The sequence below is a fragment of the Citrobacter sp. Cpo091 genome (genome assembly GCF_030332645.1).
GTDB lineage: Bacteria > Pseudomonadota > Gammaproteobacteria > Enterobacterales > Enterobacteriaceae > Citrobacter > Citrobacter portucalensis.
Window position 1 is genome coordinate 415,463 of record NZ_JAOWHL010000040.1, and the last position, 23,417, is coordinate 438,879.

Consider the following 23,417-nt stretch of genomic DNA (forward strand, 5'->3'; position numbering starts at 1 on the left):
ACTCCCTCCGGGCAACATAATAAATATTGATTGAACTCATATACTTGAGTGTATCCACACTGATAATCTCGCGAGATTCATTTGTTGGCAGAAAGGGTCACTGTGTTAGAAATCTTTTCTTAACCCACTGAAAAATATTTAAAAAATATTTTTCTCACATAAAAACGATGGTTCGTTCAAAACGGATCCGAATTTATTTGGGTTAAAAAAGGTATGGTATGAAAGTCACATGGACTGTCACCCCTGTCGGGTACCAGCGCATAGCTAAGCGTTGTCCATCATGTAATGTAAAACGCGAATTCGCACCTTCCGGAGCATTCAGAGTCAATTCGCAAAAGAAAGTGCTCGATATCTGGAGTATTTATAAAAGCATCCACTGCGAATACACATGGAACATCTCGCTGTTTTCACGGCTTCACGTCAGCAAAATCAATCGCGAGCTGTATCATCGATTTATCACTAACGATGCCAGTACAGTTCACTATTTTGCCAATGATAAAGCGACCCTGAACCGGAATAATGCTGAGCTTGCAGGTAAACCTGATTTTCGTATTCAGGAACAGTGGCAGGTCAGCATCAACAGCGGCCAGAACGTCACCGTCAGCATCAGACTTTCCCATTCTTTTCAGATTAATGTGCTATCGATATTGAAGCGACAGCTTTTACTCAGCACTGCAGAGATAAAGAAACTGATAGATGAAGGTCATATTCGCGGTGTTACGATGAAAGAACTTAAATCCCGAAAACTCATGACAAGACAATTGGATTTTAAGCTGTCAGTAGTCATATTATGTACTCAGCGAAAAGTTGTTCTGAGCCAGCGTTAACAGTATGCAACTTACAATAAGGCGATGAGACTTAACCGACCCGGTATGTTTTCCGGGTCGGTTAAACTGCATCACGTCAGACAACAAAACGGTTAACCAGATCCTTCATGGTTGCCGACAGATTGTCCAGCCGCTGGCTGTCGCTCGCAGCCTGAGATACCAACGCCGCATTTTGCTGTGTAACCTGCTCCATCGGTCGCAATGCCAGGTTTATCTGGGTTACCCCTTGTGACTGCTCCGTCGCCACACGAGCGATATCTGCAATATATTGCTTCATACTGGTGGTATTATCCGCCGCGGCTTCCAGCGCGGTAGCAGATGCAGTAACCCGTTCAACGCCCTCACTAATTTTGACCATATTCTGCGCGACCAGCTCACGGATTTGGTTAGCCTCTTTGGCGCAACGCTGCGAAAGATTTCTCACTTCACTGGCTACGACAGCAAACCCCCTGCCCATCTCTCCAGCCCGTGCTGCTTCCACTGCCGCATTCAGCGCCAGTAAGTTAGTCTGAAACGAAATATCATCAATCGAGGTCACAATATTCGAGATTTTCTCACTGGAAGCGCGAATATCCCCCATACTCTGATTTGCCGCACTAGCAACGTTACTGGCCTGTCGGACCTCTTTTTCCAGTCTGATTGTCAGATGCTCAGCTTCGCGGGCATTATCCGCTGTTTGCGTAATCGCAGTTGATAGCTGCTCCATGCTGGCCACAGCTTCTACTATTGATGCAGCCTGTTCATCTGTACGTTGAGCCAGATCCTGATTTCCCGCCGTAATACTGCTACTGGCATCGGACAAAACCACGGAGCCTTGCTTAATCTCCTGTACAATATGCTGAATACTTTCCAGCATCGTGTTATAGGCACGATTAAGTGAGGAAAGCTCATCTTTGCCCGGGGTCGCCAGACGTTGAGTCAGATCGCCATTCATACCCGCAATCTTGCGTAGCGTGTCACTAAACTGACGGTGCATATTGATTGCGATGGCCCCAGCGAACGTCAATGATGCCAGGAGCGCTAACAGGCTAACAGCCATATATATTTGCCAGTTTTTTCGTGCATCCTGCGCGAGTTTTTCTGCATTCTCCAACAGACGATTCGCCGTCACATTTTCTATCTGCCGCATCACTTCAATACGCTGGGTTTGTACTTTAAACCAGACCGTAGGATCGACACCAAATCCACCGTTCTCGACATGGTTAAACGCGATCTCGCGAAATGAGAGGGCTTTTGACGCTTCTGCTGACTGTAAGCGGCTTTTCAACATGGCCGCCTGTTCCGGTGAACTCAGGCGTAACGATTCTGCCAACCAAACGTTCTGTTTACTGACGACATCACTGAGTTGATGTAACTGTCCGTCGGCGAAATGACCGGAGGAAAAGATATTTGATAACAGCGCCCGTTCAATACCCGCCTGTTCTTTCAAATTCAGCAGGTTGTAGTAGGCGGCGAATGCGTTTGCCATCTCACCAGAATCCGTCAACTGCCCCAATCTACCCACAAAATTCAGCACATCAGCAATGACGTTGGTATAAAACTTAACCACATCTGAAGCCGGAAGCCCCAACTGCGTGACGTTTTCGCGGATGGTAGCGAGCGAAAGAATATTTTTCTTAAACGCAGCGACAGAAGTGGCGACATCCCCTTCCGGTAAGGCAGTATCGGACAGTGACCGCACAAATATCTCGATCTCGCGATCGGTCAAAGTCCGCTGTGCGTTTAACTCATCTTTGAACGTCTTCCCTTCAGCCCCCAGAAACCCGACACTCATGCCGCGTTCTTTTTGCAATTCATGCACTACATTTCCGGCACTGCGTGCGAGCGCTGTCAGTTGGGCAATATTCTCCATCTGCCGTTCTGTCTCAATGCGCGTTAATATTCCTGAACCAGCAAACCAACATAACGCCAGTAATAATGGTTGTAGCGCAATTATTAACTTCATTTTCATCGGCATTCGATAAACCCACCACATGCCACTTCCCTCCATTATCCATATATTCATTATGGTTATCGGCGTAAAGAAGCGGCTCTTTAAATTTGAACAATGGGCAACTGTTTGTTTTTTAGATTAAATTTTTGCCAAGATAACTCTATTTAATTACTTCAATTAGAATAAAACTCTAAATAATTAACACATGCGAATCTATGCTCCATTTTGCTAACTTATTTGGCATATTATTTTTTATTAAAGAATCAGGTAATCATCAACTGATTCAGATAGAGAGAGAAGCACATGACAGTGACAGCAGCCCGAGATAACAGCCATGGCGCGGCCATCATTCTGGCGTCCCGCCGAACGTTAAGGTTATAATCCTTACAACGATTTTTTGGATTAGAAGCGACAATGACAAAACTTACCCTACAAGAACAGATGCTTAAAGCGGGTCTGGTCAGCAGCAAAAAAATGGCGAAAGTGCAGAGAACGGCGAAAAAATCGCGCGTTCAGGCTCGTGAAGCCAGAGAAGCGGTTGAAGAAAATAAAAAAGCACAGGTCGAGCGTGATAAGCAGCTCAGCGAACAGCAGAAGCAGGCCGCATTGTCTAAAGAATACAAAGCGCAGATCAAGCAACTGATTGAAATGAACAAAATCACCATTTCCCGTGGCGATATTGGTTACAACTTTACCGACAATAACCTGATCAAAAAAGTTTATGTTGATAAAGTAACCCAGTCTCAGTTGATCAAGGGCCGTCTGGCCATTGCCCGCCTGACAGCTGAAAGCAGCAGCGAGAGCGAATACGCCATTATCCCGGCTGTTGTCGCCGACAAGATTGCCCAGCGCGATGCAAGCTATATTGTTCTCAATTGCGAACTGAGCCAGGAAGCGAAGGACGAAGACGATCCGTATGCTGATTTTGTCATTCCTGACGATTTGATGTGGTAAGAAAAACACCCCGATAATCACCCAGAGTTCCGTCGCGTATTTCGGTGAACGCTAGCGCCGCCACCGAAATACCGTCAACCGCTCTTCTTCCCCACACGCCATCTGCTAAAACTTATAGTGTTCCTTGCTCAGTCCGTATTTTCTCATGCGCAAATACAGTTTCTTACGCGGAATTTGTAAATACTCCGCCACTTCATTAATACGTCCCTGATGAATATTAAGCGCTTCGGTAATGATCTGTCGCTCGTACTCATCGACGCGACGATCGAGCGGTGTCGGTTCGGGCAAATGTAGCTGTGGATTCGCGGTTTCAGCCAGTGGCAATAACCCAACGGCAAAAAGCTCGGCGGCATTGGCCAGCTCTCGAACATTGCTTAACCACACGCGACGCCGCATTCCCTTTAGTAATTCCCCGTCAACCTCGGGCACGGGTTGATTCAGGCGCAGACAGGCTTTCTGCAGATAATGGCGAAACAGCGGCTCAATATCATCCGGGCGCTGAGACAACGGCTGGCAACCAATTTGCGTCATCGCAAAACAGTAATAAAGTTCGGCCACAATCTGATTAGTTGCCGCCAGTTCCACCAACGAAGTGGCGCCAATGCCAATTAAGCGAAACGGACGCCGCTCCTGGCTTTGCAAATGCACCAGCTGGTGCTGCTGTTCGCGCGTCAGGCACTCAATATGGCTCAGGACCAGCGTTCCCCCTTGCGCCTGGGCAATAAGGTCATTGAGTTGCCCCGCATTCTCTAACGTCAATTCCCCGCGGATAAACGGTCCTTCAGCGCTGCGCCCAAGCTGATGCAAATAACGGGCTCCGGTCATACGCCCCGTTCCCGGCTCGCCATAAAACCAGACGGCAATATCCGTTTCCGCCAGTTGCCGTAAGCGCTGGCGGTACTGATTAACCCAGTCGCTGTAGCCGACCAGTTCAACCTGGAGCTTTTGCTGGCAATAGTGACGACGTGCAATCACAGATTTTCTCTGCCGCAACGCATCCTCTACCAACACCAGCAGTTTGCCTGGATCAACCGGCTTTTGCAGAAAATCCCACGCACCTTTCTTCACCGCGTCCACCGCCATCGGGACATCGCCATGTCCGGTGATCAACAGGATCGGAAGCTGATTGTCATCCTGATGAAACAACGTCATCAGGTCAATTCCATTACAGCCAGGCATACACACGTCGCTCAGGACAATCCCCTGGCCAGTCGGCCTGCAGCCAATTTCGGGCATCAAAAGGGTTACTGCATGCGAATACATGATATCCCTCCTGTTCAAGCAACAAGGTGTAAGCGTCAAGAACATCGGCATCATCATCAATAAGCAGAACAGAATATTCATCACTCAACATCGTTTACATCCGTCAGATTAAATTGCAGAACGACGCAGGCATTGCGCCCCGGGGTCGACGCCAGGCGCAGTTCGCCGTTCATTTGCATCATTAACGATACACAAATCGATAAGCCAATACCGAGGCCAACATCCTTACTGGTGGTAAACGGTTTTAACAGTGATGGTAATAATGCTCCAGGCCAACCGGGGCCGTTATCGCTGATAAATACGCACAACCGGCTGCCTTCGGTCTGCCAGTGAACCTCTATTTTCGCCGCAACCGGACAGGCATCCAGCGCATTTGCCAGGACGTTTACCAGCACCTGCTGGATACGCACTTCATCACCAGCCACCCACACGCCCCGGTCTGGGAGCGTCAGCGTACCCTGCTGTGGCTTGTGTCGCATGGCCAACAGTTCCCAGGCAGCGTTGAACGTTTGTCGGAGATCGACCGGATGCAGAGGCGTGCCAGGTTCGGCCCGGCGAGCAAACTGACGCAGTGAACGGATAATGGCATCGATGCGAGTAATCAGCCCTTCCGCTTTGGTTAATGTGCTTCTGGCCTGAGCGGGTTGCCCCTGTTCGATTGCCCTCCCTGCCGTAAACAGGTACATCGACAGCGCATTCAGCGGTTGATTAATCTCGTGCGCCAGCGTGGTCATAGTCTGGCCGACCACCGCCAGTTTTGCCGTCTGGATCAGCTCATCTTGCGTTGCACGAAGATCGGATTCAATCTCCTTGCGCTCGGTCACTTCCTGCTCCAGCTGATTTTTTTGCGCGCTCAACTGGCCCAGGGTATGACGCAGTAAGCCTGCGATACGCCCCAGTTCATCGCGTCCATATACCGGGATAGAGGCATCCGTTCTGCCAAGACCAATTTGCACCACGGCCTGGTTGAGCGCAGTAAAACGCTTCACCAGACGCGAGCGAATGAAGTAGTGGTTAAGCCCCCAGGCGAGAAGTAGCGCCAGCAGCGTCGCCAGCAGGATAAGTCCACCGCTGACGCGAACAATTTGTTCCAGCCGCTGGTTAAACGTCTGCATTTGCTGATGGCTACTCCCCAGTTGCGCTTCCAGCAGTGTTCGAAAGCGCCCAAGCGTGGCCTCTCTGGCATGGCTGGCATCAACCAGCGCTTTTTGCGCTGCGACATAATCGCGCATCGTATCGGGCATTTTATTTTTCATCATCCCGATTTCCAGCAGCTCATCGATAGTTTGTCGCAGTGTGATAGTACTGGGCCAGTCATCGAGGGTGCGGATATTTTCATCCGCCGTTTTCTTCAGATTTTCCAGGTAGCGGATGTGATTCTCCACCAGCATGCCATCGTCGCTACCCGATTTCAGTTCATTGAGCCTGTCGCGTAAATCATCAACGATCTGGTTTTCAATTCTTGCCAGGGTGTAGACCTGCTGCTGCTCGTTTTGCACCTCTCGGGCACGTTTGAGATACAGCGCCGCATCACCATTTTTGGCCTCGATTTGATCCAGCAACGTCCCCTGCTGCCAGGTAAAATCCTGCACCAGTGAATTCAGCTCAGTAGTAAAATCATCATGTAGCCAATCAATGCGCGCGGAAAGCTCGCTCACTTTTTCGCGTACAAGGAACATGTTGTAGAGCACCCGGTCCAGTTCCGCCATCAGCGCCCGGCTGTCCTGCAAAATCACCGCCAGTTGCTGCTGTTCTGCTGGTTGCAACCCCCTGCTCAGCACTTCGATTTTATCCAGATGCGAGATTATCTGATTGCGCAGTTGCAGCCTAACCGTCGTATTGGGAGCCAGCAGGAATTCATTCAGTTGGTCCACAACCAGGTTAAGATTTCCTTCAATCAAGAAAGCGGAATGCACGCGCGGGAAGTAATCATCAAGCGAATAGCGTATCTGCGAGCTCTGCTCATGCCAGGAGTACAAACTGACGCAGCTTACGCTCAACGTCAGTAATGCGCCCGTTAGAAAGGCTCCCCGCAGACTGCTGCTGATGCTGAGTTGGCGAAGGCGTTGCAGTATCGATCCTCCTTTCATTTTAATTCTTCCAGTTTTGATATCGCCTGACGCTGGTTTTTAAGAAACCAGAGCTGCCACTCCATCATCTGCTGTTCGGCAACGCTTTTATTATCAAACTGCGCAAGCCAGGCTTCATCTTCACTACTTTTGGCATCTATCGGAACGCTGGTAAGCAAGGCTCTGATTTCGGGTAGCGGGCGTTTCAGGCGTGCTTCCGCACTGTATAGTGCCCGCCATGCATCCTTCAGTTGCGCAAGACGGAAACTGATGGCGGTATCAAACATCCGCTGGACTAACTGTTGTCGCTTAAGGATCAGCCGATAATTAAGCGGAGGCTGGTTCAGTAAAATAGCCTGCTGAGCAGCGCGGGGATTATCAGATGCGAGCTGCGTTACCGGATATTTCCCCGTATTCGCATCAGCAAGGATCCGCTGTCCCTCCGGGCTTAACAAATAGCGGATAAAACGACGCGCTTCATTGGGGTGCTGGCTGTTCTTGAGAACAGCAACATAGGTTGGCGATACCGCCGAGCGTGGAAAATAGGTAAAAGCCAGGTGAGGATCGTTAAGCAACAGGTTGGCATAATTATCAATGACCGGCCCCGCCACGCCCAGGCCACTCTTAATTTTGTCGGCTACGCCAAAACTGCGTGATGAAATCGTCACCAGATTTCCAGCACTCGACAGCAGCGTCGCCCACCCCGCTTCCCACCCTTTTTGCTGTAGCAATGACTCAACCATCAGATGGTTGGTATCCGAACGCGATGGGCTACTCATCAACAGCGCGTTCTGATATTTAGGCAGCGTTAAATCCCCCCAGTCGGCAGGAGGCGACAGATGCCGTGCCACCAGCGCAGAACGATTAATCAACAGACCAAAACCAGATATCGCCACTGCCACGGAGGTCGAACGGATAGAGTCTGGCACCAGCCGCTGGCTTTCCGGCAACGCATTTTCGAAAGGCGCCAACTTCTGATGCTCCTGCAGATGCTGCAACAGCATAGGGGATGAAGTCAAAATCAGATCAACATTTTCCGCATTCGCGGTATCCAGCAGTTGCTCCAACGAACTGCTGGTCCGGTTTAACGTGCGAATCATCACCGACCCCGGTTCAGTCTGCCAACGCTGAATAATCCAGGCCGTTGCCCCAGGGGAAAAGGTTGTCGCCATTACCAGCTCTTTACCCTGCGCCAGGCAACTCACCGACAACGACATAAAACAGAGCGAGAACGCCCAACAACGCCCCCGGCCCAAAAGTCTGTTTGTGATCCCGTTCATAAATACCAACATATGCAAAAAATAATATTGAGACAAAACTTACCCGTTTATCACCGACTGGGGGAAGAATAAGGTTATTCGTAGAATAACCAAACGGAAAGTGACGACATCGGTAAAGAATACCCGAAAACGCAGTCTGAATTTGTTAATATCCGCACACGCCGATGATAAAAGCGTTCGTAAAAGAATAGAATTGAAAAGCCATTATTTAAAAAGAGTCAAAATCAGCCACGTAATCCACAAATTGTGTCAATAGTGACTCATTTCATCAACTTGAGTTTCTCTGCCATCTATTTCACTCTTCACTGCGAAAAATCCTGATATTCACATCAATATAAATTTAGGTGATGATATGTTATCCATATTTAAGGCAGGGCCAGCGGCAAATAAAGTCCCGGCGGAGAAAGTCCAGGAAACTTATGGCCGATACCGCATTCAGGCATTACTCAGCGTATTTCTTGGCTATCTTGCGTACTATATTGTGCGTAATAACTTCACGCTCTCAACACCGTACCTGAAAGAACATCTGGATCTCAGTGCCACGCAAATTGGTCTACTCAGCAGTTGTATGCTTATTGCCTATGGGATCAGTAAAGGCATTATGAGTAGTCTGGCAGACAAGGCCAGCCCTAAGGTCTTTATGGCATGCGGCCTGGTTCTGTGCGCCATCGTAAACGTCGGTTTAGGATTCAGTACCGGATTCTGGATTTTTGCCGCTCTGGTCGTTTTCAACGGTTTGTTCCAGGGTATGGGCGTTGGCCCTTCATTTATTACCATCGCCAACTGGTTTCCGCGTAAAGAACGTGGACGCGTCGGCGCATTCTGGAATATTTCTCACAACGTTGGCGGTGGTATTGTCGCTCCGATTGTTGGTGCCGCCTTTGCCATTTTAGGGAGCGAGCACTGGCAAAGCGCCAGCTATATTGTCCCGGCCGGTGTTGCCGTACTGTTTGCTTTTATTGTGCTGATGCTGGGGAAAGGTTCACCGCGCCAGGAAGGCTTACCGGCTCTGGAACAAATGATGCCGGAAGAAAAAGTAGTATTAAATTCCCGACACACTGACCAGGCGCCAGAAAATATGAGTGCCTTCCAGATTTTCTGCACCTATGTGCTGCGTAATAAGAATGCCTGGTATGTTTCACTGGTAGATGTCTTCGTCTATATGGTGCGTTTTGGCATGATTAGCTGGTTGCCTATTTATCTGTTAACCGAAAAACATTTCTCGAAAGAGCAAATGAGCATCGCTTTTCTGTTTTTTGAATGGGCGGCAATCCCTTCCACATTACTGGCGGGCTGGCTTACCGATAAACTGTTTAAAGGCCGTCGCATGCCGCTGGCCATGATTTGTATGGCGCTGATTTTCGTCTGTTTGATCGGCTACTGGAAAAGTGAATCCCTGCTGATGGTCACTATTTTTGCCGCCATTGTGGGTTGCCTGATCTATGTTCCACAGTTCCTCGCTTCTGTTCAGACGATGGAAATCGTCCCCAGCTTCGCAGTAGGTTCTGCAGTAGGACTGCGCGGATTTATGAGCTACATTTTTGGCGCATCGCTGGGCACCAGTCTGTTTGGCGTAATGGTCGACAAAATGGGGTGGCACGGCGGCTTCTATCTGCTGATGGGGGGTATTGTTTGCTGCATCCTGTTCTGCTACCTCTCTCATCGCGGTGCGCTGGAACTTGAGCAACAGCGAAAAAATGCTCAGCAAGAGGAAGCATCACTCCAGTTGGCGGATGCCCGGTAATTCATTTCGGTCTCACAAAAAAGTGCCAGCGATGCTGGCACTTCGATAAACTCAGATAAATAATAAATAACCCAAAGTGATAATTTATTGCTAAACGTAACATTGCAAATTATTGCTTACCATCCGCGACCATAAAGCGAATGATCAAACCACATGTCGGAGCAAGAAACAGGAATAATCCAGTTACCATTTCGTTACCATTGGTCAGCCGCATAGTAAAAACGTAAATTAATGCCGTAAGGATGGCCATGCCGAGAAAAGCGCTAATTGACGCCGCAGCGCCTATAACCTGCCAGATATAGCAACTGACGCACAGAATGCTCAGTATGAGAAAGGTCCAGAAATAGAGCATAGCGATACCTCCTGTCTGCCGTAAACTTAACGTAAGTCCTTACACTCCCTTAACTTTATATTCTAAGATAATTCCTATCCGCATGCAATTTGAGCAACATTTTATTCACAAAAATCATTCGACCGCTTACTATTACACTGTTTCTCCGTCGTTTATTTAATCATCATAAAAACAACGAATTATATATAGGCGAAATTTTGCCCTTAATCGCCCTAAAAACATTTACGAATCTTGAGTAATTATTTCTGGCTGACATTAATTTTCGGGTGTACATTGTGCGTCCGATCATTCATGCCCCCTCGTGGTTTTGTCCTGACTCAGTTTTACACTCTTTACAGGAACCAATGTCGTTCATGGCGGCCTAACGATCAGTGCAGAGTGTAAAGCGACAGGCAAAGAATCTTCGCGATACATCTATTTCGTATCAACAACAGGTGCTTATGTTCCCCCAATGTAAATTTTCACGCGCGTTTTTGCATCCGCGCTACTGGCTCACATGGTTTGGTGTTGGTGTGCTCTGGTTACTGGTACAGCTTCCCTATCCCGTATTGTGTTTTCTTGGTACCCATACAGGAACGCTGGCTCGTCCATTTTTAAAACGCCGTGAATCTATTGCACGTAAAAATCTCGAACTCTGTTTCCCAAATCTGTCACAGGAAGAAAGAGACAAACTGGTCGATGAGAATTTCCGTTCGCTCGGCATGGGGCTGCTTGAAACAGGTATGGCCTGGTTCTGGCCGGACCGTCGGGTGCGTAAATGGTTTGATGTAGAAGGGCTGGACAACCTGAAGCGCGCTCAGATGCAAAACCGTGGCGTGATGGTCGTTGGCGTACACTTTATGTCGCTCGAGTTGGGTGGTCGCGTAATGGGGCTTTGCCAGCCAATGATGGCAACCTATCGCCCGCACAATAATAAGTTGATGGAGTGGATCCAAACCCGCGGTCGTATGCGCTCCAACAAGGCGATGATCGGCAGAAATAATCTGCGTGGTATTGTCGGCGCCCTGAAAAAAGGCGAGGCAGTGTGGTTTGCCCCCGATCAGGACTATGGTCGTAAAGGGAGTTCATTCGCCCCCTTCTTCGCAGTCAAAGACGTGGCGACCACCAACGGTACCTACGTGCTGTCACGATTATCGGGCGCAGCAATGCTGACCGTAACCATGGTGAGAAAAGCAGATAACACCGGTTACCGCCTGTTCATCACCCCAGAAATGGAAGGTTACCCGGCAGATGAAAGCCAGGCTGCGGCGTATATGAACAAAATTATCGAAAAAGAGATCATGCGTGCACCCGAGCAGTATCTCTGGATCCACCGTCGCTTCAAAACTCGCCCGATGGGTGAAGCTTCGTTGTATATCTAAAAAGAAAGGCCGTAAGGCCTTTCTTTTTTTCTACGGTTGAATTACTTAACGCCCCATTTGCTGTGCAGTTCAGCCATTCGCTCGTTGTAGTTGCGGGCGATGCAGGCTGATTTATTCTGTTCCTTCCAGCACTCGTTACGCCCTTTCACCCAACCGCGCTGCTCTGCTTTCAGCGTCGGGTTATTGCTCGATTTAACCAGCGCCTGCTTGTAGGCCCCGTTTAACGCTAAATCCATTTCTGAGAGCGAAGGACTGTGGCAGATAATCTCTTCGATACTGCCCTTTGCAACCGCAGCGCAGGAAAAAGAGGGTCCAGTGCTGGTCGATTTTTTGGCCCCAGAAAAGTCAATATTATCTTCAGGCAGGCATACCCCGTGCTTTCGATTCGGCCCACTCCAGGAAACGTCCGGATTTCCGTCATCTTTACGAGAAATAGAAACCGTATTGTTGCCGCTTTTGGCTTCCCAGTAATTTTCATTGAAGGCCTTCACCGTCGCCTTCGAGCCATCAATCCAAACATTGCCTTTGCCATCACTATTCACACCACCAATACTTGCGCAGCTGAAATTAAACGCCAACGGTGAGGCCGCCATCGACGTCAGTGGCGTAAAAACGAGTGCTAACATCATTAATCTGGTCATTTTTAACCTTTTCATTATCTCATTCCGCGAAAAATTAACCGCATTAACATCATGGCGATATGAGAATTCTCCGAGTAACCATTCCGTCGCTCAATAGCAATTTATTACCGGCAGAAATTAAACTGTCGCCGAATCACGACAGTTGTAAGTTATTAAAATTAAATAAAAAAATGCCTCTTGTCTCTCCTCATTTTTAGGCGTACATTAGCGCCGTCTGGAGCATTAAAGCTCAGAATTCTGAGGTGATGCAGCCAAGCAAATGAGGGGTATTCTCCCTTTCGTTCGCGAGTGCATCAGCTCTCTGTCAGGTAAGCATATGTTCATTTAGACGTACCTCAGGTACGCGGAGAGATGAAAAGTGAAATATTTCTTTATGGGCATTTCTTTTATGGTCATCGTTTGGGCCGGTACTTTCGCCCTGATGATCTAAATTAAAAGACGCAGCAAAAAAACAGGAGCCATCAGGCTCCTGTTTTGCATTTTGGGGGAACATTCTGTCAGTCGGTACTTTCAGAAGTCGATTTTGCACTGGTCGGTAACAGGCCATCTGCGCGAAACATCGCCTTGATGCCGCGAATAGCCTGGCGGGTACGGTCACGGTTTTCAATCAACGCAAATCGCACATGCGTATCACCATAATCACCAAACCCAATCCCTGGCGAAACGCATACCTTCGCTTCGTTCAGCAGCTTCTTAGCAAACTCAAGTGACCCCATCCCGGCGTATTGCTCTGGAATTTTCGCCCAAACGTACATTGAGGCCTTTGGCATCTCGACCATCCAGCCTGCTTCATGCAGTCCTTTGACCAGTACATCGCGACGACGTTTATATTGCTCAGCGATATCCCGCACACATTGCTGATCGCCTTCCAGCGCGGCAATTGCCGCAACCTGCAGTGGCGTAAAGGTCCCGTAATCGTGATAGCTCTTGATTCGCGCCAGCGCGTTCACCAGCGTTTTGTTGCCCACCATAAACCCGATACGCCATCCCGCCATGTTGTAGCTTTTCGACAGGGTGAAAAATTCAACAGCGACGTCGCGAGCGCCGGGTACCTGCATAATCGATGGTGCCTTCCAGCCGTCATAAACAATATCAGCGTAGGCCAGGTCGTGAACCACCAGCACGTCATAGCGTTTAGCCAGGGCCACCACTTTCTCAAAGAATTCCAGCTCGACGCACTGCGCGGTCGGGTTGGATGGGAAACCTAAGATCATCATCTTCGGCTTCGGGTAACTTTCGCGTATTGCGCGTTCCAGCTCATTAAAGAAGTCGACCCCCTCAACCAGCGGCACTGAACGCACCTGCGCGCCGGCAATCACCGCGCCATAGATATGGATGGGATAACTTGGGTTGGGCACGAGGACCGTATCACCGTGATCGAGTGTTGCCAGCATCAGGTGCGCCAGCCCCTCTTTGGAACCGATGGTCACAATGGCTTCGGATTCAGGATCGATCTCAACGTCATAGCGTTCCTGGTACCAGCGGGAAATCGCCCGACGCAAACGCGGAATGCCGCGTGAGGTGGAGTAACCGTGAGTATCCGGGCGCTGCGCCACGGTACACAGTTTTTCGACAATGTGAGGAGGCGTGGCCCCATCCGGGTTCCCCATACTGAAATCGATAATATCTTCGCCGCGCCGACGCGCAGCCATCTTCAGTTCAGCGGTGATGTTAAAAACGTACGGGGGAAGGCGATCAATACGCGTAAAGCGACGTTCAGGGCGGGAGTCAGCCATAATATCCTCAGATTAACGTTAGCGCCCGGACCGTCCGAGCGACGCTGCCACGATGGTGGCACGTTTAGAAAATAGCCTGAATAATTTCCTTCTGTCGAGAGGCAAAACAAAATATTTTTTCCTGACGAAAAAGAGGAACAGCTGAGTAAAATGAGGAAATAACCATTTTCACAACCCGCCAAAAATTACCATCATTTAACATTTTGTTGTTAAATACATTACCTTGAACGCAGTACTCACAGGACAGGTATTGTAAATACAACAATCATGCAACAATCCCCTTTTAATATTATGGTTTTTCCCCATTAGCTCTGAACTGCGGGGGTGCTGGTCATCCTGCCTCAGGTTACCTATCATAGTGGTTTAACCCTTGCGCAAGAGTCACCCGTGCACGAAATATTCAATATGCTGCTGGCGGTATTTGACCGGGCAGCACTGATGCTGTTCTGTCTGTTTTTCCTGATTCGTATCCGCCTGTTTCGCGAACTGTTGCACAAGTCAGCCCACTCCCCAAAAGAGCTGCTCGCCGTTACCGCGATTTTCTCCATGTTTGCCCTGTTCAGTACCTGGTCAGGCGTACCGGTTGAAGGTTCTCTGGTCAATGTGCGTATTATCGCGGTCATGTCAGGAGGGATCCTGTTCGGTCCATGGGTTGGCATTATTACGGGGCTGATCGCAGGCACCCACCGTTACCTGATCGATATTGGCGGCGTAACTGCCCTACCCTGCTTTATTACCAGCATTCTGGCTGGCTGCATTGCCGGGTGGATCAACCGTAAGATCCCCAAAGCGCAGCACTGGCGCGCGGGTATTTTAGGCGGAATGCTGTGCGAATCACTGACCATGATCCTCGTCGTCGCCTGGGCACCCACCACCGAACTGGGGCTGGATATTGTCTCAAAAATCGGTATTCCAATGATCCTAGGCAGCGTCTGTATTGGTTTTATCGTGATGCTGGTACAAAGCGTTGAAGGTGAGAAAGAAGCCAGCGCTGCAAAACAGGCCAAGCTGGCGCTGGATATCGCCAACAAAACGCTGCCGCTCTTTCGCCAGGTCAACAGCGAGTCGTTACGTCAGGTGTGCGAAATTATTCGCCACGATATCCACGCTGACGCGGTTGCCATCACCAATACTCAGCACGTTCTGGCCTATGTTGGCGTCGGAGAGATCAACTACCGCGATAACGATGACTTCGTCAGCCCTACCACGCAAGAAGCCATAAATCACGGTAAAATAATCATAAAAAACAATGATGAAGCGCATCGCACCCCGGAAATCCACTCTATGCTGGTGATCCCGCTTTGGGAGAAAGGCGTCGTGACCGGCACGCTGAAGATCTACTACTGTCACGCTCATCAAATCACTTCCTCGTTACAGGAAATGGCGATCGGTCTGTCGCAAATCATCTCCACCCAGCTTGAAGTCTCCCGCGCAGAGCAACTACGAGAAATGGCAAATAAGGCAGAGCTACGCGCACTACAAAGCAAAATAAATCCCCATTTTCTGTTTAATGCCCTGAACGCGATTTCATCGTCGGTGCGGCTTAACCCGGACACCGCACGTCAGCTCATTTTTAATTTGTCGCGCTATCTTCGCTATAATATTGAATTAAAAGACGATGAGCAGATCGACATTAAGAAAGAGCTGTATCAAATCAAGGATTACATCACCATCGAACAGGCCCGCTTTGGCGACAAGCTGACCGTTATTTATGATATCGATGAAGAGGTAAGCTGTTTTATTCCCAGCCTGCTGATTCAGCCATTGGTCGAGAACGCTATCGTCCATGGGATCCAGCCCTGCAAAGGGAAAGGTGTGGTCACTATCAGCGTTGCGGAGTGCGGCAACCGGGTACGGATTGCCGTACGAGACACGGGTCATGGTATCGACCCAAAAGTGATTGAACGGGTCGAGTCCAATGAAATGCCGGGCAATAAAATTGGTCTGTTGAATGTGCACCATCGCGTTAAGCTGCTCTACGGTGAGGGATTACATATCCGCCGTCTGGAGCCAGGCACAGAGATTGCCTTTTATGTACCTAATGTGCACTCGCCCGCAGCCGCGCCAACTACATTATTGCTTTAACCAGGAGTGAAGTCGTGAAAGTCATCATTGTTGAAGATGAATTCCTGGCCCAACAGGAACTGAGCTGGCTGATAAAAGAGCACAGCCAGATGGAGATTGTCGGCACGTTTGACGATGGTCTGGACGTGCTGAAATATCTCCAGCACAACCGCGTTGACGCCATTTTTCTGGATATTAATATTCCCTCGCTGGACGGCGTATTGCTGGCACAAAATATCAGCCAGTTCGCACATAAACCCTTTATTGTGTTTATTACCGCGTGGAAAGAGCATGCCGTTGAAGCCTTCGAACTGGAAGCTTTTGACTACATTCTGAAGCCGTACCAGGAATCACGCATTGTCAGCATGCTGCAAAAGCTGGAAGCCGCCTGGCAGCAACAGCAAACGGGAACGTCCCCTGTAAGTCCGGTGGCCCGCGAAAACGATACGATCAACCTGATCAAAGATGAGCGGATCATCGTGACCCCAATCAACGACATCTACTACGCTGAAGCGCATGAAAAGATGACGTTCGTCTATACGCGACGAGAATCATACGTCATGCCGATGAACATCAGCGAATTTTGCAGCAAACTGCCGGCTTCGCATTTCTTCCGCTGCCACCGCTCGTTCTGCGTAAATCTGAATAAAATCCGCGAGATCGAACCCTGGTTTAACAACACTTATATTCTGCGTTTAAAGGATCTGGAATTTGAAATCCCGGTTAGTCGGAGCAAAGTGAAAGAATTCAGACAATTAATGCATTTATAGTGCTGAAAAAGCGTGACGAATGGAAAGTACAGCGCACGCTTTCAGTCGTTTCCGCAACGAACGGGATAGCTGAACTAAGTTTGTAGTATATTGGTCGTCACTCTATTTTTTACAGGTGATGTCATGGCGAAGCTGAGCGAAAAATATCAACGTACATATCTACGCGAATACGCAAAAGAAGCGGAAAAAAACGCCCTGATATGGATAAGTACGGACGATTATTTAGCTGAGTGCCTGGATATTCATGAACAATGCCATCTGGATTATTCACTGCAACAACAGCTGAGTTCATGGCTTTATATGCTGCGCATGAAGCGCAGCCCGGAGTTATTAGGATATAAAACCGCGATACAGTCAAATGATATGGAATCTCTACACTTATCCCTGCGACAGTCTGCGATGATTAAACATGTGACGCAGGGTGTGGACTCAGGCTGCGATCACAGTATTAATGTATGGACGACACTGGAGATTCTTGCCGCGGGTTTATTTGACCGAGTACCGCTCTTATTGCCTGAAAAATTGGGCATGAGTGATAACGGTCACCCTGTTAACCTGGCCATGACGAATTTAATGATGGCGTTGTGGTACAAACGCGCAGACTTTGCAGTGGATGCCAGAAAAAGAGCGCAAAAGGTACTGACCACGAAGCAAACAGCAAGCGATATGTTCATCCTCAGCTATCTGATGGCGCTCCTGGATGAGGATGTGACAGAAGCAGGCACGCAACTCGATTTATATTGTAAAAGCGTGTCTGCATTGAGAGAACCTGGGCTCACTAAGCTCCATAAAATGTTCTGGCCATACGCGCACGGGTTATACAACCTGGCTTATATTGTGTTGGGCAAAGATAAAGCCAGCGCGATGCCGAAACCAACCGCAGAGTGTTTTATGGACGATCTGGCGGAATGGCAAAATAAACATAACTATCGCCATGGCCCGCTATTTATAGAATACCCTAAACCAATTGACCTTATTAACACCCTGATCTCATGCACGCCACCAGAATTTTGTTTGCATCAACCCTATCTGGATACCGATAAAAAATATAAAAACACAAGATACCTGCATGCCGATTTATTTGAACAACAGATGATCAAGATAATTTTTGAAAATATGAACAGCGAGGACGACAAGGCCGGAGAAGCGCTGAGCGCCATCCGGCCCTGACCTTACAAAATATGGCCCAGCGTCTGACGTAAATGCGCACCAGCGCCAAGTAGTCCAGGATTATCGTGCACGATCAGATACACCGGAATATCCTGCACGTAGGCTTTAAAACGGCCTTTATCTTCAAAACCACCGCGGAAGCCCGATGCTTTAAAGAAGTCGAGGAAGCGCGGCACAATACCGCCGGCGATGTACACACCGCCAAATGTGCCCAGCGTTAACGCCAGATCGCCACCAAAACGTCCCATGATGACGCAGAACAGCGACAGCGCACGACGACAGTCAATGCAGGAATCTTCCAGCGCCCGTGCGGTGATATCCTTCGGCTGCAGATTTTCCGGCAGGCGTCCGTCAGACTTGACGATCGCGCGATACAGATTCACCAGTCCCGGACCAGACAGCACGCGTTCTGCGGACACGTGACCTATTTCCGCGCGCAGAACCTCAAGGATAATTCCCTCTTCCTCGCTGTTAGGCGCAAAATCCACGTGGCCGCCTTCACCAGGGAGGCTTACCCAGCGTTTATCCACGTGGACCAGATGCGCCACGCCAAGCCCGGTTCCTGCGCCATAAACCGCAATAGGTTTACCTTCAACAGGTTCCGCGCCACCAAACTGGATTAAATGCTCTTTTTTCAGCATCGGGATCGCCATCGACACAGCGGTGAAATCATTGATGATTTCCAGATGGCTGAAGCCCAGGTTTTTTTTCATCTCAGCAATAGAGAACGCCCAGGTATGGTTGGTCATTGCCACCCAGTCGCCGGTTATCGGACAGGCAATGGCAATACAACCATCTTCAACGCTAACGCTATGCTCATCCAGGTACACGCGCACCACCGCCTCCAGACTTGGATAATCCAACCCGGAATAGGTTTTTGCCTGCGAAATCTCGCCGCTGGCAATATCGCACAGAGCAAGACGCGCGTTGGTGCCGCCAACATCCCCTACTAAAGCATATTTTGTCATTCTTCCACTGCTCCGCTAAAGTCAGAATAAATCTTTGCCACACTGTAAATTCATGGGGACATAACAACAACGGTCTGAAGGCTGATGCCCGTGGAAAATCGATCCAGATCACACAATTACTTTATCGTTTCAGCACCATTTGCAGCGATGTCGTCAGACAGGCTGTGCAAACTATGTCTATGACTCTGTTTTAAGGAATAGAAAATGCTCCATCCGCGAGCCAGAACGATGCTCTTGCTATCAACCCCAGCGCTAATCGTTGGCATAGCGTCCAGCCTGGTGTTGATCGTTGTGATGAAAGTGGCTTCCGTTTTACAGCAGTTTTTGTGGGAACGTCTGCCTGTTAGCATCGGTATAGCCCAGGACTCTCCGGTCTGGATTATCGGTATGCTGACACTCACGGGGATCATGGTCGGGTTAGTAATCCGTTACAGCCATGGCCACGCAGGCCCGGATCCGGCCTGTGAACCGTTAATTGGTATGCCGGTGCCAACGTCAGCAATACCGGGCCTGCTGGCAGCACTAATCCTCGGCCTCGCGGGTGGCGTCAGTCTGGGTCCGGAACACCCCATCATGACCGTGAATATCGCACTGGCAGTGGCACTTGGTAGCCGCATGTTTCCGCGCATTGCGAAGCTGGACTGGACCATTCTCGCCTCTGCCGGCACCATCGGCGCGCTATTTGGTACCCCCGTTGCCGCCGCGCTGATATTTTCGCAAACGCTAAATAGCTCAAACGATGTGCCCTTGTGGGATCGCCTGTTTGCACCGTTAATGGCCGCCGCCGCGGGTTCGCTAACCACCAGCCTGTTTTTTCACCCCCATTTTTCACTGCCCATCGCGCACTACACGCAGATGCACTTGATCGATATCCTCAGCGGCGCGGTTGTTGCTGCCATCGCCATTGCCGCTGGGATGGTTGCCGTCTGGTGTCTGCCGCGTTTGCACCATTTAATGCATCGATTAAGACACCCGGTGCTGATCCTCGGGGCAGGCGGTTTTATCCTTGGTATTTTGGGTGTTATCGGCGGGCCGCTTACCTTGTTTAAGGGACTGGACGAAATGCAGCAAATGGCGTTTAGCCAAACGCTGGGGACATCAGATTATTTCATGCTCGCCGTGATCAAACTAACGGCATTGGTGGTAGCAGCGGCGAGTGGTTTTCGCGGCGGACGAATCTTCCCGGCGGTATTCGTTGGTGTCGCGCTTGGCCTGATGCTGCACGCCCATGTTGAAGCTGTGCCGGCTGCCATCACGGTTTCTTGCTCTATTCTCGGGCTGGTGCTGGTCGTCACCCGTGACGCCTGGCTGAGCCTGTTTATGGCAGCAGTGGTGGTGCCAGATTCCACCCTGCTGCCGCTGCTGTGCATCGTCATGCTGCCCGCCTGGCTGCTGCTGGCAGGCAAACCGATGATGGTCGCTGAGCGCCCTGATAAATAGCTATCCGCCGTTGCGAGATTCCAGCGCACGGGTCACCGTGCGCAATAATTCAGGAAGATCGGCTTTCGGTAGCACCACCTCAATTAACGACAGTCGTTGCGGATGGGACAACCGGGCCAGCACCTCTTCCAGCTGTACCGCCTGCTTCACCCGCCAACATTCGGCCTGACATTCACGGCTAAACGCCTGCGGCACCGACGTCCAGCTCCAGGCGGCGATGTCGTTATAGCGCTGATTTGCCCCATGTATGGCCCGCTCCACGGTATATCCGTCATTGTTGAGCAGTAAAATAACCGGCGATTGCCCGTCTCTGAGCATGGAGCCCAGCTCCTGAATGGTGAGCTGCGCCGCGCCATCGCCAATAATCAGGATCACCCGACGGTCCGGACAGGCCGTTTGCGCGCCGAATGCCGCGGGGAGCGCGTAGCCGATAGATCCCCACAACGGTTGAACCAGTACTTCCGCCCCGCAAGGTAGTGAGAGCGCAGCCGCGCCAAAGGCGGCGGTTCCCTGATCGACGAGGATAATGTCATCAGGCTTCAGAAACTGCTGTACCGTGTGCCAGAAGTTTTCCTGCGTCAGTGGGCCCTTCTCAACCTGAACATGCCTAATTGGCGGACGTTCTGGCGGTAGAGAAAACGACATTTCCAGGCACAGCTCACGTAATGTGGTGACCGCCTGCTCCATCTGGATGTTAAACCAGTGGGATCCAATTCGTGACGCATGGGGCTGAACGTCAATGGTGCGATCCTGCGGTAGCTGTTGTGTAAACCCAGCAGTCAGGGTGTCGACAAATTGTGTGCCGACACACATTATCGTATCGGCATCTTCTATAGCCTGACGTACATAATCGCTGCTGGCTCCAGCGCTGTACGTGCCAACAAACTCCGGGTGACGCTCATCAAACAGTCCTTTGCCCATCAACAACGTGGCATGAGCCATAGGCGTTTCCGCCATCCAGCGCTGTAAAACCGGCTGCAGACCAAAACGCAGCGCGAGGAAGTCGGCCAGCAACGCTACGCGTGGGCTGTCCAGCAATCGTTCACGGGCATGGTAGCGAAACGCCTCTATCACGCTGCTTTCCGGCTCGCTCAGAGGAACAATCATAATATCATTCGGTGGCGTAGCAGGCTGTTTAGCCACATCAGCAGGTAGCATCAGATAGCCCGGCCTGCGCTCGCTGAGCATCATTCGCAACACACGGTCAATCTCATAGCAGGCATTTTGTTCATCCAGTATCGCGCTGGCCGTCGTTACCGCCTGCTGCATGCGGTAAAAATGCTGAAAGTCACCGTCACCCAAAGTGTGATGCATCAACTCTCCGCGACGCTGCGCGCCGCGACAGGGCGCGCCGACAATATGCAAAACAGGAACATATTCCGCGAAGCTACCCGCGATACCGTTAATTGCGCTTAACTCCCCCACACCAAACGTGGTGAGCAGCGCCCCAACCCCGGATACCCGGGCATAGCCATCTGCCGCATAAGCCGCATTCAATTCATTCGCACACCCGACCCAACATACGTTGGGATGTTCAATCACGTGGTCAAGAAACTGCAAATTATAATCGCCCGGCACACCAAAGAGATGGCCGACGCCACAGCCTGCCAGCCTGTCCAGCAGATAATCAGCAACGGAATACGGGGTTTGCATGACAGCTATCCTTCTGACGGTAACCTCATGTTGAGTATCGAAGAACTGTGATGACTGTCCAGGAAAGTCGCTGTGAAGGGGTGGAAAGCAGGATTTACAGTTTTGGCGGTAAAAATTCATTGAAGAATCGACGGTGTAACCGTATACACTGAAAGGCACACGCATTGTGGAAGGGGGGTGACATGGTTTATCACGCAGATGAAAATCGTTATCAGACAATGGAGTACCGCCGCTGCGGTCAGAGCGGCCTTAAGCTCCCGATTGTCTCTCTGGGTTTGTGGCACAATTTTGGCGATACCACACAGGTCGAGAACAGTCGCGCATTGTTACAGCGCGCATTCGATCTGGGAATCAACCATTTTGATCTGGCAAATAACTATGGTCCACCACCGGGTTCGGCAGAACGGAATTTTGGTCGGATCCTGCAGGAAGATTTTTTACCGTGGCGAGATGAGCTTATTATCTCCACAAAAGCGGGCTACACCATGTGGGAAGGTCCCTACGGTGACTGGGGTTCACGCAAATATCTGATTGCCAGTCTCGATCAAAGCCTGAAGCGTCTGGGGCTGGAGTATGTCGATATCTTCTACCACCATCGCCCCGACCCTGAAACACCGCTCAGAGAAACCATGCGCGCGCTGGATCACATCGTCCGTCAGGGCAAAGCGCTGTACGTCGGGTTGTCTAACTATCCGGCAGATCTTGCCAGGCAGGCGATTGAAATACTCGACGATTTAGGTACGCCATGCCTTATTCACCAGCCCAAATATTCCATGTTTGAACGTTGGGTCGAAGATGGCTTGCTGTCACTATTACAGGAAAAAGGTGTCGGCAGTATCGCCTTCTCACCGCTGGCTGGCGGACAGTTAACCGACCGCTATCTGAACGGCATTCCTGCGGATTCTCGTGCGGCAAGCACCAGTCGCTTTCTAAATCCGGACCAGATCACTCCACAAAAGCTGGAAAAAGTGCGGGCGCTGAATGTGCTGGCAGAACGACGCGGGCAAAAGCTTTCCCAAATGGCGCTGGCATGGGTGTTACGGGATGACAAAGTCACGTCCGTGCTGATTGGCGCGAGTAAAACGGCGCAGATTGAAGACGCTGTCGGTATGCTGGCAAACCGTCACTTTACGTCTGAAGAGTGCGCGGAGATTGATGCTATCCTGAGTTGATTGAAATAAAGACACATTTA

At 50.1% G+C, this 23,417-nt stretch carries 18 protein-coding genes and 1 pseudogene; 10 read left to right on the forward strand and 9 right to left on the reverse strand.

What is annotated here, in order from left to right; genetic code table 11:
• The first annotated feature begins 218 nt into the window (after positions 1 to 218).
• A complete protein-coding gene (locus OGY04_RS20875) occupies positions 219 to 827 on the forward strand; it encodes a DUF1062 domain-containing protein (RefSeq protein WP_286585975.1) in 609 nt (202 codons plus the stop codon).
• Positions 828 to 903: 76 nt separating this feature from the next.
• Here the strand turns inward: OGY04_RS20875 and OGY04_RS20880 are convergent, their stop codons facing one another.
• Positions 904 to 2,802 carry a methyl-accepting chemotaxis protein gene (locus OGY04_RS20880; RefSeq protein ID WP_286585976.1) on the reverse strand — a complete coding sequence of 633 codons (1,899 nt, stop codon included), beginning with the start codon at positions 2,800 to 2,802 and terminating at the stop codon, positions 904 to 906.
• Between the two features lie 372 nt (positions 2,803 to 3,174).
• Here OGY04_RS20880 and OGY04_RS20885 point away from each other — a divergent pair, with 372 nt between their 5' ends.
• On the forward strand, positions 3,175 to 3,714 hold the full coding sequence (locus tag OGY04_RS20885; RefSeq protein WP_020996692.1) for a DUF2058 domain-containing protein: 540 nt from the start codon (positions 3,175 to 3,177) through the stop codon (positions 3,712 to 3,714).
• Between the two features lie 105 nt (positions 3,715 to 3,819).
• Here OGY04_RS20885 and pgtA read toward each other — a convergent pair.
• The 3 genes and pseudogenes from pgtA to pgtC all read right to left on the reverse strand — a co-directional run bounded on the left by pgtA (position 3,820) and on the right by pgtC (position 8,263).
• Positions 3,820 to 5,068: pseudogene (gene pgtA, locus OGY04_RS20890) on the reverse strand (two-component system response regulator PgtA).
• Positions 5,058 to 7,052, reverse strand: a complete 1,995-nt coding sequence (gene pgtB / locus OGY04_RS20895) for a two-component system sensor histidine kinase PgtB (RefSeq protein ID WP_172111188.1) — start codon at positions 7,050 to 7,052, stop codon at positions 5,058 to 5,060. Before pgtB ends, pgtA begins: the two are co-directional and overlap by 11 nt.
• 11 nt (positions 7,053 to 7,063) lie before the next feature.
• A complete protein-coding gene (pgtC, locus tag OGY04_RS20900; protein ID WP_286586020.1) occupies positions 7,064 to 8,263 on the reverse strand; it encodes a phosphoglycerate transport regulator PgtC in 1,200 nt (399 codons plus the stop codon).
• 415 nt (positions 8,264 to 8,678) lie between these two features.
• Here pgtC and pgtP point away from each other — a divergent pair, with 415 nt between their 5' ends.
• Positions 8,679 to 10,070 (forward strand): phosphoglycerate transporter PgtP, encoded by a 1,392-nt coding sequence (pgtP, locus tag OGY04_RS20905; protein ID WP_071445187.1) that lies wholly within the window; start codon positions 8,679 to 8,681, stop codon positions 10,068 to 10,070.
• Positions 10,071 to 10,179: 109 nt separating this feature from the next.
• Here pgtP and OGY04_RS20910 read toward each other — a convergent pair whose 3' ends face one another.
• A complete protein-coding gene (locus OGY04_RS20910) occupies positions 10,180 to 10,422 on the reverse strand; it encodes a DUF2545 family protein (RefSeq protein WP_008785383.1) in 243 nt (80 codons plus the stop codon).
• Between the two features lie 440 nt (positions 10,423 to 10,862).
• On the opposite strand from OGY04_RS20910, the gene lpxP reads away from it, so the two are divergent.
• A complete protein-coding gene (lpxP, locus tag OGY04_RS20915; protein ID WP_057066900.1) occupies positions 10,863 to 11,783 on the forward strand; it encodes a kdo(2)-lipid IV(A) palmitoleoyltransferase in 921 nt (306 codons plus the stop codon).
• Between the two features lie 41 nt (positions 11,784 to 11,824).
• On the opposite strand, the gene OGY04_RS20920 is transcribed toward lpxP, so the two are convergent.
• Entirely contained in the window at positions 11,825 to 12,439 is a 615-nt protein-coding gene (locus OGY04_RS20920) for a lysozyme inhibitor LprI family protein (protein WP_286585978.1), read from the reverse strand.
• A 343-nt stretch (positions 12,440 to 12,782) separates the two neighbouring features.
• Between OGY04_RS20920 and ypdK the strand changes: the two genes are divergently transcribed.
• Complete coding sequence (gene ypdK, locus OGY04_RS20925) at positions 12,783 to 12,854, forward strand: membrane protein YpdK (RefSeq protein ID WP_010723117.1); 72 nt, start codon at positions 12,783 to 12,785, stop codon at positions 12,852 to 12,854.
• Positions 12,855 to 12,921: 67 nt separating this feature from the next.
• Here ypdK and alaC read toward each other — a convergent pair whose 3' ends face one another.
• A complete protein-coding gene (gene alaC, locus OGY04_RS20930) occupies positions 12,922 to 14,160 on the reverse strand; it encodes an alanine transaminase (protein ID WP_008785386.1) in 1,239 nt (412 codons plus the stop codon).
• A 387-nt stretch (positions 14,161 to 14,547) separates the two neighbouring features.
• On the opposite strand from alaC, the gene OGY04_RS20935 reads away from it, so the two are divergent.
• The 3 genes from OGY04_RS20935 to OGY04_RS20945 all read left to right on the forward strand — a co-directional run bounded on the left by OGY04_RS20935 (position 14,548) and on the right by OGY04_RS20945 (position 18,164).
• Positions 14,548 to 16,245: a sensor histidine kinase gene (locus OGY04_RS20935; RefSeq protein WP_008785387.1), complete on the forward strand. Its 1,698-nt coding sequence runs from the start codon at positions 14,548 to 14,550 to the stop codon at positions 16,243 to 16,245.
• A gap of 14 nt (positions 16,246 to 16,259) precedes the next feature.
• The gene (locus tag OGY04_RS20940) at positions 16,260 to 16,994 is read left to right on the forward strand and encodes a LytR/AlgR family response regulator transcription factor (RefSeq protein WP_003834866.1); all 735 of its coding nucleotides are present in this window, start codon (positions 16,260 to 16,262) and stop codon (positions 16,992 to 16,994) included.
• 123 nt (positions 16,995 to 17,117) lie between these two features.
• Positions 17,118 to 18,164, forward strand: a complete 1,047-nt coding sequence (locus tag OGY04_RS20945; protein WP_286585980.1) for a hypothetical protein — start codon at positions 17,118 to 17,120, stop codon at positions 18,162 to 18,164.
• A gap of 2 nt (positions 18,165 to 18,166) precedes the next feature.
• On the opposite strand, the gene glk is transcribed toward OGY04_RS20945, so the two are convergent.
• A complete protein-coding gene (gene glk / locus OGY04_RS20950; protein WP_003028256.1) occupies positions 18,167 to 19,132 on the reverse strand; it encodes a glucokinase in 966 nt (321 codons plus the stop codon).
• Positions 19,133 to 19,336: 204 nt separating this feature from the next.
• Between glk and OGY04_RS20955 the strand changes: the two genes are divergently transcribed.
• Positions 19,337 to 20,572: an ion channel protein gene (locus tag OGY04_RS20955; protein WP_286585981.1), complete on the forward strand. Its 1,236-nt coding sequence runs from the start codon at positions 19,337 to 19,339 to the stop codon at positions 20,570 to 20,572.
• On the opposite strand, the gene OGY04_RS20960 is transcribed toward OGY04_RS20955, so the two are convergent.
• Positions 20,573 to 22,225 (reverse strand): alpha-keto acid decarboxylase family protein, encoded by a 1,653-nt coding sequence (locus OGY04_RS20960; RefSeq protein WP_286585982.1) that lies wholly within the window; start codon positions 22,223 to 22,225, stop codon positions 20,573 to 20,575. It abuts the gene before it with no gap.
• 182 nt (positions 22,226 to 22,407) lie between these two features.
• Here OGY04_RS20960 and mgrA point away from each other — a divergent pair, with 182 nt between their 5' ends.
• Positions 22,408 to 23,397, forward strand: coding sequence for an L-glyceraldehyde 3-phosphate reductase (mgrA, locus tag OGY04_RS20965; protein WP_286585983.1), 990 nt, complete (start codon positions 22,408 to 22,410; stop codon positions 23,395 to 23,397).
• The last annotated feature ends 20 nt before the right edge of the window (positions 23,398 to 23,417 follow it).

What these genes read in the sequence shown, in the direction of transcription:
- OGY04_RS20875 (WP_286585975.1), top strand. Translation starts at nt 219, where the DNA reads ATGAAAGTCACATGGACTGTCACCCCTGTCGGGTACCAGCGCATAGCT.
- OGY04_RS20880 (WP_286585976.1), bottom strand. Translation starts at nt 2,802, where the DNA reads ATGTGGTGGGTTTATCGAATGCCGATGAAAATGAAGTTAATAATTGCG.
- OGY04_RS20885 (WP_020996692.1), top strand. Translation starts at nt 3,175, where the DNA reads ATGACAAAACTTACCCTACAAGAACAGATGCTTAAAGCGGGTCTGGTC.
- pgtC (WP_286586020.1), bottom strand. Translation starts at nt 8,263, where the DNA reads ATGTCGTTGTCGGTGAGTTGCCTGGCGCAGGGTAAAGAGCTGGTAATG.
- pgtP (WP_071445187.1), top strand. Translation starts at nt 8,679, where the DNA reads ATGTTATCCATATTTAAGGCAGGGCCAGCGGCAAATAAAGTCCCGGCG.
- OGY04_RS20910 (WP_008785383.1), bottom strand. Translation starts at nt 10,422, where the DNA reads ATGCTCTATTTCTGGACCTTTCTCATACTGAGCATTCTGTGCGTCAGT.
- lpxP (WP_057066900.1), top strand. Translation starts at nt 10,863, where the DNA reads ATGTTCCCCCAATGTAAATTTTCACGCGCGTTTTTGCATCCGCGCTAC.
- OGY04_RS20920 (WP_286585978.1), bottom strand. Translation starts at nt 12,439, where the DNA reads ATGAAAAGGTTAAAAATGACCAGATTAATGATGTTAGCACTCGTTTTT.
- alaC (WP_008785386.1), bottom strand. Translation starts at nt 14,160, where the DNA reads ATGGCTGACTCCCGCCCTGAACGTCGCTTTACGCGTATTGATCGCCTT.
- OGY04_RS20945 (WP_286585980.1), top strand. Translation starts at nt 17,118, where the DNA reads ATGGCGAAGCTGAGCGAAAAATATCAACGTACATATCTACGCGAATAC.
- glk (WP_003028256.1), bottom strand. Translation starts at nt 19,132, where the DNA reads ATGACAAAATATGCTTTAGTAGGGGATGTTGGCGGCACCAACGCGCGT.
- OGY04_RS20955 (WP_286585981.1), top strand. Translation starts at nt 19,337, where the DNA reads ATGCTCCATCCGCGAGCCAGAACGATGCTCTTGCTATCAACCCCAGCG.
- OGY04_RS20960 (WP_286585982.1), bottom strand. Translation starts at nt 22,225, where the DNA reads ATGCAAACCCCGTATTCCGTTGCTGATTATCTGCTGGACAGGCTGGCA.
- mgrA (WP_286585983.1), top strand. Translation starts at nt 22,408, where the DNA reads ATGGTTTATCACGCAGATGAAAATCGTTATCAGACAATGGAGTACCGC.